The following is a 15,025-nucleotide window of genomic DNA, read 5'->3' on the forward strand; positions in this document are numbered from 1 at the left end:
GCATGGCCGCGTTGTTCACGTTCCTGACGCGCCGCGCCGCGCGCGGCGCGGTCTGGCTAGCCGGCATGTCGGCTGTCGCCGCGGTGACGGTGGCCGATGTGCCGTCCGAGGTCACCGCGAGACCCGACGCGATCCAGCAGATCTATCGCGGTACACCGCACGATGCGCTGTTCGACATCGCATTTGACGGCCCGCAAGGCGTGGCGGTCGGCGCGTTCGGCACCGTGCTGGCTTCGCGCGATGGCGGGGCGAGCTGGACGCGCCAAGCCATCCCGATGGGCAACCTCGCGCTGCTGTCGACCGCGACCGCCGCTGGCCACTGCCTCGCGGTCGGCCAGACCGGCATCGTCTTCACCGCCGAGGACTGCAAGACCTGGCAGGCTTCAGCGCCGGTGACCAAGTCGCGGCTGCTCGCGGTCGGCGTCAACGCGCAGGGCGTGGCCTATGCGGTGGGCGCCTTCGGCACGGTCCTGCGCTCGAGCGACTGGGGCCGGACCTGGGCGCTGCAGCCGGTCGACTGGGCCGGCCATACGCCCGACGGCGCCGAGCCACACCTGTACGACGTGCATGTCGCCGCCGACGGCAGCGCGACCGTGGTCGGCGAGTTCGAGCTGATCCTGCGCAGCGACGCCGCCGGCGCGCAGTGGAAGGTGCCGCACAAGGGCGAACGGTCACTGTTCGGCCTGACGGTGCTCGACGACAAACGCGCCTACGCGGTCGGTCAGAGTGGCGCAGTGCTGGCCAGTGGCGATGGCGGCGCGAGCTGGCGCACGCTGGCCACCGGCACGCAGGCAATCCTGACCGGCGTTCACGTCGGCGCCGACGGCCGCCTGACCGTCAGCGGCATTAACACGCTGCTGAGCAGCAAGAACGAGGGCGCGAGCTGGCAGCGCGTGCAGTCCAAGTTCATCGGCGGCGGCTGGTACCAGGCGCTGGCCGCCGCCGCCCCGAGCGCCGCAGGCAAGCCGCGGCTGCTGGCCGTCGGCTCGGGCGGATCAATCCTGGCCATAGAGCCCTAGCGCGACATCCGACGCGCGAAATGACAGACCACAACGAGGAGACAACAGCGTGATGAACATCGAAGCGAAGGCCGCACGGCGGCATGCGGTCGCAGCGGCGGCGCTCGCCGTGCTAGCCGCTCCCGCGGCGGCTGCCGACTGGGAGGTCTCGGGCCAGCTGCGCCAGGAGCTCGCAGTCAAGACCACGGACGATCAGAACAAGAACAACCAAGGCGGCAACCCGTCCAACGGTGTCACCGACATCAACCAGCGCAACGGCGGCCTGGCCGGCGACGCTCTGTCGCGGCCGGCCTCGTTCCAGGACCGCGCCAACATCAACTCGCTGACGACGCGGCTCGACCTCAACTTCGACGGTCGCGTTAGCGACGCCTGGAAGGCGACCATCAAGTTGCGCGCGCGCTCCGAGCAGGTCGGCGCGGTCGACGACGCCTTCGACGGCAAGCCGCAGGCGGGCTTCCTGTCGGGATCGATGTTCCAGCAGGAGTTCGGTGGCACAGCCGGCGGCCCGCTGGCTTACGGCGGCCGCAAGAACTCGATCGACCTGCCCTCGGCCTACCTGGACTACAACAACGGCCCGCTGTGGATCCGCGCCGGCAACCAGCAGATCGCCTGGGGCGAGGCGATCTTCTTCCGCGTCGCTGACGTGCCGAACGCGCTCGACTTCCGCGGCCACCTGTTCGATCCGGCCGCCGAGGAGTACTCGGACAAGCGCCGCGCCGCGCTCGGCCTGCGCCTCAACTACCGCCTGAACGAGAAGACCGACATCGACAGCTTTGTGCAGCGCTTCGCGCCGACGCTGCTGCCCAACGGCGAGACGCCGTACAACTTAATCACCGACCAGTTCACGATCCACCAGCGCGAGGGCTACGACGACGTCAAGAACAACTGGAACGTCGGCTTCCGGGTGCGCAGCGAGATCGGGTCGGTCGGCCTGCAGGCCTTTGCTGTCAGCCGCAACAACCCCGACGGCGTCTACAAATGGTCGGGCGCGACCGGCGCCGGCGCGTTGCCCTTGACTTCCTTCGAGGCCGGCACTGGTACTGGCGTCTACAACGCCGGCGAATGGTTCCAGTCGGCCTCGCGCTCGCGCCTGAACGGCATCGAGGGGCTCGATGCGGCGCTGCGTTACGTCTACGAACAGTCGCCTGGCTTCGACGCCTATGGCCTGTCGGGCTTGGCGGCCGGCTGCGGCGCAGCCGACTCGACCTACGGCCAGATCCGTGCCGGCACCAAGGCTGCTGTGCAATGCATCCTGAACACCTTCTTCAGCCCGGCGGTGGCCGGCAACCTGCGTGGCCACCTGAGCCGGCGCTACCCGCACGAGAACGTGTTCGGCTTCGGCCTGAACAAGGTCTTCGAGGGCGAGCCCGACTCGCTGCTCGACCAGCTGATCGGCCGCTTCGAGCTGTCGTACACGCCGAACAAGAAGTTCACCAACCCGACGCTGGGCAACTACATCGAGGAGGACGAGTACGCCTTCGCCTTCATCGCCGAGAAGTACCACAAGTTCGTCAGCAGCTTCCCGGCCACCTACTTCGTGCTGCAGTGGCTGCACAAGTCCGAGAGCGACCTGTTCGGCCGGCACCTGAGCGGCCTGGACAGCCGGCCCGGTGAGCGGCCGAAGGGGCAGGGCGGCGGCTTCAACGCGATCGCGCTGGCGCTGCAGCAGCCCTCGCCGACGCTCGAGTACCGCTTCGACTTCGCGATCCTGACCGACCTGCAGGGCGGCTGGTACGCGCAGCCGGGACTGCGCTGGAAGCCGTCGAAGTCGATCCAGGGCGACCTGTACGCGAACATCATCGCCGGCTCGAAGTCGAACAAGACCTTCACCGACGGGCTCCAGCACAGCAACGAGATCTTCGCGCGTCTGGGCATCCTGTTCTGAGACCGTGAGGGCCGCCAGCCGATGGCCCACCTGCGACGCTACGACCGCGACCACAGCCGCCGTGCCTTTCTCGAGGCGACGGGTCGGGGGCTGTTGCGCGCGGGCGTGTTCGGCTCGGCCTGGGCGGCGTTCCTGCGCAGCGGCTCGGTCGCGGCGGCCTACCCGGACGAGCTGCTGTCGATCGAGGCCTACACCAGGGGCCGGCTGAAGCCGGGCGACACCATCGACGCCGGCAACGTCGAGTGGGTCAAGGACCTGCTCGACCCGGTGCGCCATGGCCAGATCGCCGGCATGGGCCGCAAGCTCGTGCTGGCGCCGACCACCACCGACCTGGCGCGGCTGAACCCGCTGCCCTACCTCGAGGCGAGCGCGCGCCACCGCGGCAAGGCGCGCTTCGACGCCGACGGCAACATCGTCACCACCGACGGCAAGCCCTGGATCGGCGGCAACCCCTTCCCCGAGCCGAGCTCGCCGCTCGAGGTGTTCGCCGCGCACACGCTGAGCTGGGGGCGCCACGACGTCTCGGTCTACGCCAGCAAGGAATACGACCTCGACGCCAGCGGCACGCTGCAGTACCAGTACGCGTCGGTCTGGGCCGAGATGGCCGCGGTCGGCCGCACCGTCGTCGAGCCACGGCCCTACTGGGACGGCGAGCCGGGCAAGCTGCGCTACCAGTCGGTGCTGTTCACCGAGCCGGCCGACGTGCGCGGCACCGTCTACCTGAACGTCTGGCCTTACGACCAGAACCAGTTCCCGCAGCTCTACGGCTACCTGCCGGCCTTCAAGCGGGTGCGCAGCTTCCCGACCAACCAGCGCTTCGAGCCGCTGGTGCCGGGCGCCGAGCTCTACCTGTCGGACGCCTGGGCCGCCGGCGACCCCTTCCTGACCTGGGGCAACTACCGCGTGGTCCAGCGCGGCCCGCACCTCGCGGCGGTGTCCGGCGGCTGGAGCTCGGAGCACCCGAACTGGGAGCACAAGACCCATGGCGGGCCGAAGGGCAACCTGTTCTGGGACCAGGTGGTCGAGCTGGTGCCCGAGGCCATCGTCATCGAGGCCGAGCCGCTGCGCTACCCGCGCGCGCCGGTCGGCAGCAAGCGCGTGTGGCTCGACGCGCGCACGCTGACGCCGTTCCAGATGCTGTCCTACGATCGCCGCGGCGAAGCCTTCCGCCATTTCGACGCCGCCTTCGCCTGCTACGAGGACGGCAAGGCGCGCGTGTCCGACGGCAAGGACCCGTTCCTGGGCCACGGTGCACGCCTTCAACGTCCAGACCCGCCGGATGACGCGCATCAAGCAGGTGCGCGAGGTCGCCGGCGGCCATGCGATGCGCGTCAACGACCCGTCCGTCTACGAGCGCTACCTGACGCCTACGGCGCTGCAGCGGCTCGGCGGCTGAGTGCGCGCCCCCTTTCCAACCGGCAACGAACCAGGAGACGACGATGCCGCTCGACCCGCAAGTGCAAGGACTGCTCGATGCCTTCAAGGCCCAGGGCCTGAAGGGCTTCGAGCAGATGAGCGTGCCCGAAGCACGCGAGACCGCGATGGCCTTCGTCGGCCTCGAGGGCGAGGCTGAGCAGGTCGCGCAAGTCACCGCGCACCAGGTGCCGGTCGACGGCGGCAGCCTGCCGGCGCGCGTCTACCACCCCGCCGGCGCCGGGCCGCACCCGGTGCTGGTCTATTACCACGGCGGCGGCTTCGTGCTCGGCAACCTCGAGCTGATCGACAAGGTCGCGCGCTCGCTGGTCAACGCCAGCGGCGCCGCGGTCGTCACGGTCGAGTACCGCAAGGCGCCCGAGCACCGCTGGCCGACCGCGCCTGAGGACGCCTACGCGACGCTGCTGTGGGTGCGCCAGCAGGCCGCCTCGATCGGCCTCGACGGCACGCGACTGGCGGTCGGCGGCGACAGCGCCGGCGGCAACCTCGCCGCGGTCGTCAGCCAGATGGCGCGCGACCGCGACGGCCCGAAGCTCACGCACCAGCTGCTGGTCTACCCGGTCACCGATGCTGGCGGCAGCTACCCCTCGCGCAGCGAGAACGCCGAGGGCTATCTGCTGACGAAGAAGGCGATGGACTGGTTCTTCGACCATTACCTCGCCGATCCCGCCCAGGCCGAGCAGCCCTATTGCTCGCCGATCCGCGGCGAGCTCGCCGGCCTGCCGCCGGCCACGCTGATCACCGCCGGTTACGACCCGCTGCGCGACGAGGGCGAGGCCTACGGCGCGGCGCTGGCCGGCGCCGGCGTTGCCGTCACGTCGCTGCGGAACCCGACGATGATCCACGGCTTCTTCTGGATGAAGGGCGTGATCGGCCACACCGCCGGGGTCTACGCGCAGGTCGGTGCGCAGCTCCGGCGCGCCTTCGGCACCGCCTGAGCGCGGGCTCGCTGCGGTGCTGGTACCGCCAAGGCACCAGCCGCAGCGCGTGCCCATACAGACTTCTCCCACTTGCAAACGTAAACGCGGCCTGCGCTCAAGCGGTGCCGCGCACGACTACCCGTCCGGGTGGCGCTGCGCGCGGGGGCGCGGCATCCAATGCGAGCCACGATGAGCACAACGATGCATTGCGGCGGACGGAGGGGCGCATGAACGACCTGCGCGTCGAGCTCGATGGCGGCCTGGTGAGGCTGACGCGTGACCGCCCGGCGGCGCTGAATGCGCCCGATGTCGTGCTGGCCGAGGCGCTGGCTCAGCGGCTGGAGCGCGGCCCGACGCGCGCCAGCGGACGCATTCGCGGGCTGGTGCGCAGCCTCGCCGAGCTGCTCGACACCGAGCACGAGGCTGTTCTCGCCTGCGCGGCGAGTGCCGATTTCCGCGAAGGCCGAGAGGCCTTCTTCGCGCGCCGCGCGCCGCATTGCGAGGGCCGCTGAGCCCCGCCACCGATCTGCCATGAGCCATGCCATCGCCACGCGCCAGACCCTCGGTGACCTCCTGCGCCGCGCGCGCCTGCGCCACCCGCACAAGCTCGCGATCCGCTGCGGCGCGGCCGCTTGGACCTATGCTGAGTTCGACGCCATCTGCAACCAGCTGACTGCTCCTCGGGCCGAGGGTGTGCCATGCCTGACCTCCTGACACGCGGTTCGATCAATCTAGATGATGGTCAACCGGGCGGCTGCGCTGGATTTGCAGCTGAAACCCGCGCGATTCGGGCAGACGCGATGAACGATCAAGGCCGGACTCAACTACAGCGAAGGGCTCAAGACGGCCCGATGCAGGTTGAGCGGCTGCATGCCCCCTTCGCGGCCATCCCGGTTTGCTCCAGTAGCCGCGTCCCGTGCGTTACCCTCATCGGCCCCAAGCGGCCCACTTCTTCTCCAGATCCAGCTTGGCGAAGCGCTCAACCAGGAACTCGATGAAGACTCTGATCTTGGCAGGCTGGTGACGACGGCTTTGGTAGGCGATGTTGATGGTCAGGTGCGGTAGATCCCAGTCCTTGAGCACAGGCACCAGTCGCCCCGCCACGATGTCATCGTGGACGATGTACTGGGGCTGGATCAAGATTCCCAAGCCGGCCAGCGCCGCAGCACGAATTACCTGCCCTTCGTTCGCGTCGAGGACACTCGTTATCGGGACTGTCAGCTGCTCCTTGCGTCGCTTCAGGTGAAGCACGTAGGGGTCGTTCGCGAGGTTGTAGACGAGCAATCGGTGCCCTTGCAGTTCGGCGGGTCCCTTGGGCTGGCCGTTGGCCGCGAGGTAAGCGGGGGACGCCGCTAGCACACGACGCATCTCCGCCAAGCGGCGAATGGTGATGCCCGAATCGCCCTCGTGTTCCCGCGTGCGAATCGCCACATCGATGCCTGCCTCGATGAACCCGGGGTACCGGTTGGCGGTGGAGACCTGCACAGAGAGGTTTGGGTAGCGGCGGTTGAACTCAGGCAGCGCCGGCGCGATGTGCATCATGGCGAATGACACCGAGCTCGTGACTCGAAGGATCCCGCTTGGGTTAACCGAAGCGGCGTTGACCTCCGCTTCCGCCTCAGCCATCTCCGCCAACATCGCCGAGCAGCGGCCATGAAAGGCGCGGCCAGCATCGGTCAACCACAAGCGTCGCGTCGTCCGCTCGACGAGACGAGCACCGAGGCGCTGTTCCAGGCCGGCAAGATGCCGACTCGCAGCAGCGTTCGAAAGCCCCAACCTTTCGGCAGCCTTGGACAGGCTCGCCAACTCGGCGACCTGCACGAAGAGTTCGATCTGAGCCCAACGGTCCACGGGGGCATTGTTCCATAAAACGGAAATGAGATTTCGTCTTCGCGGCTTTCTTTCCGGCTCGGCGCGATTTAACTTTCGAGGTCACAGCGTGGCAGTGATTTCTAGCCGGAGACATAAGGCATGCGCAACATCAACGAAGACACCATCACGCAAGCGGTGATAGCCGCGATGTCCGGCTGCACCGACGGACGCCTGACCTCGATCATGACGAGTTTGGTGCAGCACCTGCACTCCTTTGCGCGCGAAGTAAAGCTCACCGAGGCCGAGTGGGAGCAGGCCATCCGCTTCCTTACCGAGGTAGGCCACATCACCGATGACAAGCGGCAGGAGTTCATCCTGCTGTCCGACACCCTTGGGTTGTCGACGCTGGTCACGGCACAGAACAATGCCAAGCCGCCCGGTTGTACCGAGGCGACGGTGTTTGGCCCATTCTTCGTCGAGGGTGCGCCTTGGTTCGAGTACGGGCAGGACATCGCCAACGGTGCGCGAGGCGAGCCCTGCTTCGTCAGAGGCCAGGTGCGCGGCATCGATGGCCGGCCGATCTCCGCGGCCGTGATCGATGTTTGGCAGTCGGACGATGCCGGCCATTACGACGTTCAGTACGCGGGTTCGGGGGCCGAGTTTGAGCACCGCGCACGCGGTCGATTCCGCAGCGGTGCGGATGGGCACTTTCGTTTCCGCTCGATCCTCGCTCAGCCTTACCCGATCCCACATGACGGTCCGGTGGGGCGCATGCTGGACGCCCTAGGGCGGCATCCCTGGCGACCTGCCCACCTGCACTTCATGATCGAGGCGCCAGGCTACGAGAAGCTGATTACGCATGTCTTCCGCGACGGCGATCAGTACCTCGACTCGGATGCCGTTTTCGGCGTCCGCTCCACCCTCATTGCGGACTGGAAGCGCCACGATCCCGGCGTGGCGCCCGATGGACATGACTTGGCGGTGCCTTACTACACCCTCGAGTTCGACTTTGTGCTCAACCCGTCCCGGGAGAAGCAATGATTCGGCACATCGTCATGTGGCGGGTCGCAGGTGAGACCCCGGAGGCCGTGAGTTCTGCGAAGGCAACCGTCAAGCACGAATTTGAAGCCCTGCGGGGACGCATCCCGGGAATGCGCCGCCTCGATGTGGGGATCGACGTCAGTGGCGTGGACTATGCGTGCGATGCTGTCCTGGTGGCGGACTTCGACTCGCCAGGAGCCCTGGAGGCGTATGCCACGCACCCCGAGCACCTGCGAGTTCGCAAAGCCCTTGGCTCGCTGCGCACATCGCGTCACCAGGTCGACTACGTGGTTGACGAAATGTGAGGGGACTCGCCTTGCAAAGCCTTCCGTCATTTGTCTATCAAGCGCGCCCTGCTCGCATCGTCTTCGGGCCCGGGAGCTTGCAGGACCTTGAGCGTGAGGTGCTAGCGCTCGGGGCCGAGCGCGCGCTTGTTTTGAGCACGCCGGGCCAGCGTAAGCTGGCAGAGGCCCTCGCTGACCGCCTCGGATCGCGTGCCGCAGGCATCTTTGATCGCGCCGTTATGCACGTGCCGATCGAGGTGGCCCAGGAGGCGCGTGAGATGGCCCGCGTGCGGCGCGCCGACTGTGCCATCGCGATCGGCGGCGGCTCCACGATCGGTCTGGGCAAAGCCATCGCGTTGGACAGCGCGCTGCCCATCCTTGCTATCCCGACCACCTATGCCGGTAGCGAGGTCACACCGATCTACGGCATCACGGAGGGCGGCACCAAGCGCACTGGCACGGATCTGCGCGTGCTCCCGAAGACAGTGCTCTACGACCCAGCGCTGACACTTGGTTTGCCTGTCAATCTGTCGATCACCAGCGGCATCAACGCGATCGCGCATGCGGCCGAAGGCTTGTATGCGCGCGATGCCAATCCTGTCATTGACCTGATGGCGGAAGCGGGCATCCGCGCCTTCGCGATGGCCTTGCCCAGGATTCGTGCCGATGCCGCGGACATCGAAGCGCGCAGCGGCGCGCTCTACGGAGCATGGCTGTGCGGAACCGTGCTGGGCAATGTTGGCATGTCGCTGCATCACAAGCTCTGCCACACCCTCGGCGGGAGCTTTGATCTGCCGCACGCGCAGACGCACACGGCCGTGCTGCCACACGCGCTGGCCTACAACGCACCTGCTGCGCCGGATGCGATGCGGCGTATTGCTCGTGCGCTCGACGCGGCCGATGCTCCGCGTGGCATCTACGACCTGGCGCAAAACAACGGCGCGGCGGTGGCATTGCGCGACCTGGGCATGCTCGAGTCCGATCTCGACCGGGCCGCCGACATCGCGATCGCCAACCCCTACTGGAACCCGCGCCCTATCGAACGCGCTGCGTTGCGCCAGCTCTTGCAGGCGGCGTTCGACGGCGCGCCCCCCCACGTGGGAGGCTACCGCTAAGCACTCGCCGACGCCAAGAGAGCGATCGATCGGGGCGCTGAACCGGCAGCACTCCACAACTACAGGAGACATACGATGGAAACCAAGTCGACATCCGGACAAGAGGATTCGCCGCAGGCTTACGACGTGGCCGTGATTGGCTACGGCCCGACGGGTTTGGTGGCCGCGTCAATGCTGGCTCAGGCCGGCCGCAGGGTCGTCGTTATCGAGCGTTGGCCGACGATGTACGGCTTGCCGCGACTCACCCACATCGATGGCGAGACCGCGCGCATCATCCAGGCATGCGGTGATGTGACTCGCGCGTTGCGCGACGCGAGTCCGATCGAGACTTACCACTATCGCAATGCCGCTGGCGAGTTGCTGATGGAGATCAACTGGAATGAGCGGCAGTGCGGCTATCCGCACTTTTCGATCTACCAGCCCGACATCGAGGACGCCATCCACGAGCGGGTGGCGCAGCATGCCAACGTGGAGCTGTTTCGCGGCTGGGCAGCGGTTGCCCTCGAGCAGGGCTCCGACGACGTGTCGATCACGATCCAGCGTACGAACGGCGTGCGCGACGACCAATGGACCGAACGGCCTAGGCAATTCAAGGCCAAGTATGTGCTGGGAAGCGATGGCGCCAACAGCTTCGTGCGCCGGGCGCTGGGCATCGAGCGCACCGACTACGGCGTCAACGAACGCTGGCTCAACCTCGATTCCGAGAACAAGGGCGAGGGCGGCGACCCCTTCAAGCTGCTGACCATCTTCTGTGACCCCGCGCGCGGTCATATGTACATGCCCATCGGCAGCAAGCGCACCCGCTTCGAGCTGCGCGTGCTGCCGAGCGAAGAGACCGCGTTTTGGGAGGACCAGAACAACGGCTGGACGTGGCTCGAGAAGAAGCATGGCCTGAAGCGGGACGACTTCAAGGTGCTGCGCAACGTCGTCTACACCTTCGAGACGCGGATGGCCAATCGCTGGCGCGATGGTCGCGTGCTACTTGGTGGCGATGCTGCTCACTCCATGATGCCCTACATGGGTCAGGGGGCCTGTTCGGGGATGCGCGACGGCATCAACCTTGCCTGGAAGCTCGACTTGGTGCTCAGCGGACGCTGTTCGCCGGAACTGCTCGATGCCTACGAGCAGGAGCGCCGGCCGCATGTGGGTCAGATCATGGAGATGTCCTTGTTCCTCGGAAAGTTGACGAACGAGGACGACCCCGACAAGGCCGCGGCGCGGGACGAGGCTTTTCGAACAGGCAACGTGCCGCCCATGCCGCCGTTCCCCAAGATCGAGAACGGCGTCGTGCACCGCGAACCCGACGGTTGCCTGCTCGCTTGCGCCGGCATTCCGGGACCGCAACCGCGGGTGCGTCAGGGAAGCGTCGAAGGGCTGCTCGACGATGTAGTGGGCCGCGGCTTCCTGCTCGTCACGACTCAGGACCCGGTGCCATTCATACGTCAGGAGCAGAAGGAGTTCCTCGGTCAGCTCGGCTGCCGCATCGTCGTTATCAGTCCGGACTCGGACGCCGGCGTAGTCGAACTGGACGGCGAGATCTCCAGCTTCATGCACACGCACGGCATCTGCGCCTATATCGGGCGGCCCGACTTTGTCGTGTTCGGATCAGTCGGCCGGCTCGAGGCGCTGGCGGAACTGGTCGACGACCTGCGTGTCAAGCTGCACTGGATCGAGCAGAGCAAGGACGGTGTCACCGTCGGTCGGCTCCAGTGGGTGTCGTGATGATGGAGATCGAACGATGACGACCGCGGTTTCCTCGGCGACGCAGGCCCTTCAGCGTGCAATGCCAATTACGCGACTGCTTGACTGCGGGGTGGATCATGCCGATGCCGTCGCCCTGTTTCAGCGCACCACCGCCGGTGAGGATTGGCACAGCGCGGCCGAGTCGCTGGCGAGTGCACAACTAGAGCGAGCGGCCGCAGCGGCAACAGCAGGGCATCTCACAACGGCCACTGAGGCGCAGTCGATGGCGATCGCCAACCTGTTGTTCGCGCAGATGGCGTTCAACGATGACGACCCACGACGCGTAGCGCTGTATGACCAGCTCGTGCAGGCCGCCAGGCAGCTGTCTGATTGGTCGGACAAGCGCATCGAGCGTGTCGAACTACCGTTCGAGCACGGTCGATTGATCGGCTGGCTGGTGCGCCCCTGGTCGGGCCGGGCTTCCGGCACGGTCTTGCTGTTCGGCGGCCAGAGCGGTTGGGGCATGGCCTACTTGCCGATCGCAAAGGCACTGGCGCGGCGAGGCCTGGCCACCTTGCTAGCCGAAGGCCCAGGTCAGGGTGAGACGCGCATGAAGCACCGCATCTTTCTTGATGTCGATGTGACAGCGGCGTACCGGCAGTTCATCACGTACATCGTCGCAGACCCAAGCCTTGGCGCACCGGGCATCTGGGGCAACAGCATCGGTGGACTGTGGGCGGCAAGTACGGCAGCGGCTGACGATCGTGTCCGGGCCTGCTGCGTCAATGGAGCGCAGGCATTGCCGAGGTTGTTGGCGTACCGGACCTTCCAGGAGCAAGCCGCCGCAATGCTGGGTGTCAATGACGAAGCAGCGGTCACCGCGAACTTCGAGCGGCTGAGTTTTCGCGCCGGGCGCGACCGCATCACCTGCCCGTTGCTGGTGCTGCACGGCGGCGCTGACCCACTGATCACGCTTGAGGATCAGCAACCCTTCCTCGACGCGGCGGCGACCACCGACAAGACGCTGCGCTTCTGGCCCGACGGAGAGCACACGATCTACAACCACGCGGCCGAGCGGACTGCGGTCGTGGCCGACTGGTTTGTCGATCGCTTTGCACAGATCCAGCACCCCAGAGGCTGCGAATGATCTCCAAGATCTGCGCCACTACGGTTGAAGCGCTTCAGGGCATCACCGATGGGTCCACGGTGATGATTGGCGGCTTCGGCGGGGCTGGGCAGCCTGGGGAACTGATCGATGCGCTGATCGAGCAAGGTGCGCGTGATCTCACCATCGTCAACAACAACGCAGGCAACGGAGAAACCGGCCTGGCCGCGCTGCTCAAGGCGGGGCGGGTGCGCAAGATCATCTGCTCGTTCCCGCGTCAAGCCGACTCGCAGGTGTTCGACAGCCTGTACCGCTCGGGCAAGATCGAGCTCGAACTCGTGCCGCAGGGGAACCTGGCCGAGCGTATCCGCGCCGCCGGCGCCGGTATCGGCGGTTTCTTCACGCCCACCGGCTACGGCACCGACCTGGCCAAAGGCAAAGAGACGCGCGAGATCGGCGGGCGAATGTACGTGCTCGAGCCACCAATTCACGCCGACGTGGCACTGATCAAGGCCGAACGCGGCGACCGTTGGGGCAATCTCGTCTACCGCAAGACCGCGCGCAACTTCGGGCCGGTGATGGCCATGGCTGCCAAGCTGACGGTCGCCTCGGTGCATGACGTGGTCAATCTCGGCGAACTCGATCCAGAAGCGATCGTCACGCCCGGCATTTTCGTGCAGCGCGTCGTCAAGGTGCCGCGTACGCCCACCGGGCCTGCCGGGTTCAAGCAGCAGACGACGTAGGGAAATGTGATGCAGCGACTTAACCGTGATCAGATGGCCGCGCGCGTTGCGAAAGACATCCCGGAGGGCTCATACGTCAACCTGGGCATCGGTCTGCCCACGCTGGTGGCCAACCACCTGCCGCGTGAGCGAGAGATCTTCCTGCACAGCGAGAATGGCTTGCTCGGCATGGGGCCGGCTCCTACTGCGGGCGACGAAGACTACGACTTGATCAACGCCGGCAAGCAGCCGGTGACCTTGCTGCCCGGCGGTGCCTACTTCCACCATGCCGACAGCTTCGCGATGATGCGCGGCGGGCACTTGGACATCTGCGTGCTCGGCGCCTTCCAGGTTTCGGTGAGTGGCGATCTGGCCAACTGGCACACGGGCGGCGCTGATGCGATCCCCGCCGTGGGCGGCGCGATGGACCTGGCAATCGGTGCGAAGAAGACCTTCGTCATGATGGAACACCTCACCAAGAGCGGTGCCAGCAAGCTTGTCGAGCGCTGCGCCTACCCTCTGACTGGCATCGGTTGCGTCAGCCGCATCTACACCGATCTGGCCGTGCTCGCCGTCACGCCGGCTGGGCTCGAGGTGGTCGAGATCTTCAATGGCCTACCGTTCAGCGAACTGCAACGGATCAGCGGCGTAAGTCTGCGAGCATAGAGGCGAGTCGCACAGACTTCCAGGATGCGACGCAGGCGCCAGGGCGTTGCGAGGATGTTGAGTGCGGCGAGTGGGTCACACGAAATTCGAGAGATCATGAGCGCTCAATCCTTCATCTGCGATGCCGTTCGCACTCCCTTCGGCCGCTACGGCGGTGCGTTGTCGAGCGTGCGCGCCGACGACCTCGGCGCGGTGCCGATCAAAGCGTTGATGGAACGCAACCCAAAGGTCGACTGGGCTGCTGTGACGGATGTTCTGTTCGGATGTGCCAACCAGGCCGGGGAGGACAACCGCAACGTTGCGCGCATGAGTCTGCTGCTCGCTGGGCTGCCGGATATCGTGCCGGGCGCGACCATCAACCGTCTGTGTGGTTCGGGTCTCGACGCACTAGGCACGGCCGCGCGTGCGATCAAGGCTGGCGAGGCAGAACTGATGATCGCCGGCGGCGTCGAGAGCATGAGTCGTGCGCCATTCGTCCTGCCGAAGGCCGAGAGTGCGTTCTCGCGTACCAATTCGATCCAGGACACGACGATCGGCTGGCGTTTCGTAAACAGGCTGATGAAGGAGCGCTACGGCGTCGATTCAATGCCCGAGACAGCCGAGAACGTAGCGGTCGACTTCAAGATCGAGCGTGAGGCGCAGGACCGCATGGCGCTGATGTCGCAGTTGAAGGCCGTCGCGGCGCAGAAGCGCGGCTTCTTCGATGCCGAGATCGTGCCCGTCACGGTTCCGCAGAAGAAGGGCGACGCGATCGTCGTTACCAAGGACGAGCACCCTCGAGAGACATCGCTCGAGGCTCTGTCCAAGCTGAAGGGCGTGGTCAAGCCAGAGGGCAGCGTGACCGCCGGCAACGCCAGCGGCGTCAACGACGGCGCTTGCGCGTTGCTGTTGGCAAGTGAAGCCGCGGTGCGGATCCACGGCTTGACGCCGCGCGCACGTGTGCTCGGCATGGCCACCGCCGGGGTAGCACCGCGCATCATGGGCATCGGCCCTGCACCCGCCACGCGCAAGGTGCTCGAACTAACGGCTTTGGCACTGTCGCAGATCGACGTGATCGAGCTCAACGAAGCCTTCGCAGCGCAGGGCCTGGCGGTGTTGCGCGACCTGGGCTTGGACGACGACGATCCGCGCGTCAACCCCAACGGCGGTGCGATCGCTTTGGGGCACCCGCTGGGTGCGAGTGGGGCCCGGCTCGTGACAACGGCGATCAACCAACTCCACACCAGCGGCGGTCGCTACGCGCTGTGCACGATGTGCATCGGTGTCGGCCAGGGCATTGCGCTTGTGCTCGAGCGTGCCTGACCGCACGGCCAGTCATCCAGGCCGCTAACTAGAAGAA

General features: G+C 66.5%; 15 protein-coding genes. 14 read left to right on the plus strand and 1 reads right to left on the minus strand.

All coding sequences use genetic code 11. The features are described from left to right. Window positions 1–2: 2 nt before the first annotated feature. The 6 genes from ASC67_RS07635 to ASC67_RS07660 all read left to right on the plus strand — a co-directional run bounded on the left by ASC67_RS07635 (window position 3) and on the right by ASC67_RS07660 (window position 5,972). Window positions 3–1,019: a YCF48-related protein gene (locus tag ASC67_RS07635; protein WP_056317388.1), complete on the plus strand. Its 1,017-nt coding sequence runs from the start codon at window positions 3–5 to the stop codon at window positions 1,017–1,019. Between the two features lie 52 nt (window positions 1,020–1,071). Then, window positions 1,072–2,904 (plus strand): DUF1302 family protein, encoded by a 1,833-nt coding sequence (locus tag ASC67_RS07640; protein ID WP_056317393.1) that lies wholly within the window; start codon window positions 1,072–1,074, stop codon window positions 2,902–2,904. A 21-nt stretch (window positions 2,905–2,925) separates the two neighbouring features. Beyond that, complete coding sequence (locus tag ASC67_RS07645; RefSeq protein ID WP_235566256.1) at window positions 2,926–4,401, plus strand: DUF1329 domain-containing protein; 1,476 nt, start codon at window positions 2,926–2,928, stop codon at window positions 4,399–4,401. Further along, window positions 4,344–5,276 (plus strand): alpha/beta hydrolase, encoded by a 933-nt coding sequence (locus ASC67_RS07650; protein WP_056317396.1) that lies wholly within the window; start codon window positions 4,344–4,346, stop codon window positions 5,274–5,276. The genes ASC67_RS07645 and ASC67_RS07650 overlap by 58 nt, the downstream gene beginning before the upstream one ends. Before the next feature lie 209 nt (window positions 5,277–5,485). Next, window positions 5,486–5,770, plus strand: coding sequence for a hypothetical protein (locus ASC67_RS07655; protein ID WP_056317399.1), 285 nt, complete (start codon window positions 5,486–5,488; stop codon window positions 5,768–5,770). A gap of 19 nt (window positions 5,771–5,789) precedes the next feature. Beyond that, a complete protein-coding gene (locus ASC67_RS07660; RefSeq protein ID WP_056317402.1) occupies window positions 5,790–5,972 on the plus strand; it encodes a hypothetical protein in 183 nt (60 codons plus the stop codon). Window positions 5,973–6,185: 213 nt separating this feature from the next. On the opposite strand, the gene ASC67_RS07665 is transcribed toward ASC67_RS07660, so the two are convergent. Beyond that, the gene (locus ASC67_RS07665) at window positions 6,186–7,109 is read right to left on the minus strand and encodes a LysR family transcriptional regulator (RefSeq protein ID WP_056317405.1); all 924 of its coding nucleotides are present in this window, start codon (window positions 7,107–7,109) and stop codon (window positions 6,186–6,188) included. A 120-nt stretch (window positions 7,110–7,229) separates the two neighbouring features. Here ASC67_RS07665 and ASC67_RS07670 point away from each other — a divergent pair, with 120 nt between their 5' ends. From ASC67_RS07670 to pcaF, 8 genes are all read left to right on the plus strand, one after another. Further along, the gene (locus ASC67_RS07670) at window positions 7,230–8,111 is read left to right on the plus strand and encodes an intradiol ring-cleavage dioxygenase (protein ID WP_056317408.1); all 882 of its coding nucleotides are present in this window, start codon (window positions 7,230–7,232) and stop codon (window positions 8,109–8,111) included. After that, the gene (locus tag ASC67_RS07675; protein ID WP_056317411.1) at window positions 8,108–8,416 is read left to right on the plus strand and encodes a Dabb family protein; all 309 of its coding nucleotides are present in this window, start codon (window positions 8,108–8,110) and stop codon (window positions 8,414–8,416) included. Before ASC67_RS07670 ends, ASC67_RS07675 begins: the two co-directional genes overlap by 4 nt. Window positions 8,417–8,427: 11 nt before the next feature. Continuing rightward, entirely contained in the window at window positions 8,428–9,510 is a 1,083-nt protein-coding gene (locus tag ASC67_RS07680) for a maleylacetate reductase (protein ID WP_056317415.1), read from the plus strand. 75 nt (window positions 9,511–9,585) lie between these two features. Continuing rightward, window positions 9,586–11,232 carry a bifunctional 3-(3-hydroxy-phenyl)propionate/3-hydroxycinnamic acid hydroxylase gene (locus tag ASC67_RS07685; protein ID WP_056317420.1) on the plus strand — a complete coding sequence of 549 codons (1,647 nt, stop codon included), beginning with the start codon at window positions 9,586–9,588 and terminating at the stop codon, window positions 11,230–11,232. 16 nt (window positions 11,233–11,248) lie between these two features. Next, window positions 11,249–12,340 (plus strand): S9 family peptidase, encoded by a 1,092-nt coding sequence (locus ASC67_RS07690; protein WP_056317423.1) that lies wholly within the window; start codon window positions 11,249–11,251, stop codon window positions 12,338–12,340. After that, complete coding sequence (locus ASC67_RS07695; protein ID WP_056317426.1) at window positions 12,337–13,041, plus strand: 3-oxoacid CoA-transferase subunit A; 705 nt, start codon at window positions 12,337–12,339, stop codon at window positions 13,039–13,041. Before ASC67_RS07690 ends, ASC67_RS07695 begins: the two co-directional genes overlap by 4 nt. A 9-nt stretch (window positions 13,042–13,050) precedes the next feature. Next, a complete protein-coding gene (locus ASC67_RS07700; protein WP_056317429.1) occupies window positions 13,051–13,686 on the plus strand; it encodes a 3-oxoacid CoA-transferase subunit B in 636 nt (211 codons plus the stop codon). A gap of 96 nt (window positions 13,687–13,782) precedes the next feature. After that, window positions 13,783–14,988, plus strand: a complete 1,206-nt coding sequence (pcaF, locus tag ASC67_RS07705; RefSeq protein ID WP_056317433.1) for a 3-oxoadipyl-CoA thiolase — start codon at window positions 13,783–13,785, stop codon at window positions 14,986–14,988. The last annotated feature ends 37 nt before the right edge of the window (window positions 14,989–15,025 follow it).

It is taken from the genome of Methylibium sp. Root1272 (assembly GCF_001425905.1).
GTDB lineage: Bacteria > Pseudomonadota > Gammaproteobacteria > Burkholderiales > Burkholderiaceae_C > Methylibium.

Bases quoted from the DNA above. Each gene is read 5' to 3' on its own strand.
- ASC67_RS07635 (WP_056317388.1), top strand. From the start codon at position 3: ATGGCCGCGTTGTTCACGTTCCTGACGCGCCGCGCCGCGCGCGGCGCG.
- ASC67_RS07640 (WP_056317393.1), top strand. From the start codon at position 1,072: ATGAACATCGAAGCGAAGGCCGCACGGCGGCATGCGGTCGCAGCGGCG.
- ASC67_RS07645 (WP_235566256.1), top strand. From the start codon at position 2,926: ATGGCCCACCTGCGACGCTACGACCGCGACCACAGCCGCCGTGCCTTT.
- ASC67_RS07650 (WP_056317396.1), top strand. From the start codon at position 4,344: ATGCCGCTCGACCCGCAAGTGCAAGGACTGCTCGATGCCTTCAAGGCC.
- ASC67_RS07655 (WP_056317399.1), top strand. From the start codon at position 5,486: ATGAACGACCTGCGCGTCGAGCTCGATGGCGGCCTGGTGAGGCTGACG.
- ASC67_RS07660 (WP_056317402.1), top strand. From the start codon at position 5,790: ATGAGCCATGCCATCGCCACGCGCCAGACCCTCGGTGACCTCCTGCGC.
- ASC67_RS07670 (WP_056317408.1), top strand. From the start codon at position 7,230: ATGCGCAACATCAACGAAGACACCATCACGCAAGCGGTGATAGCCGCG.
- ASC67_RS07675 (WP_056317411.1), top strand. From the start codon at position 8,108: ATGATTCGGCACATCGTCATGTGGCGGGTCGCAGGTGAGACCCCGGAG.
- ASC67_RS07685 (WP_056317420.1), top strand. From the start codon at position 9,586: ATGGAAACCAAGTCGACATCCGGACAAGAGGATTCGCCGCAGGCTTAC.
- ASC67_RS07690 (WP_056317423.1), top strand. From the start codon at position 11,249: ATGACGACCGCGGTTTCCTCGGCGACGCAGGCCCTTCAGCGTGCAATG.
- ASC67_RS07695 (WP_056317426.1), top strand. From the start codon at position 12,337: ATGATCTCCAAGATCTGCGCCACTACGGTTGAAGCGCTTCAGGGCATC.
- ASC67_RS07700 (WP_056317429.1), top strand. From the start codon at position 13,051: ATGCAGCGACTTAACCGTGATCAGATGGCCGCGCGCGTTGCGAAAGAC.
- pcaF (WP_056317433.1), top strand. From the start codon at position 13,783: ATGAGCGCTCAATCCTTCATCTGCGATGCCGTTCGCACTCCCTTCGGC.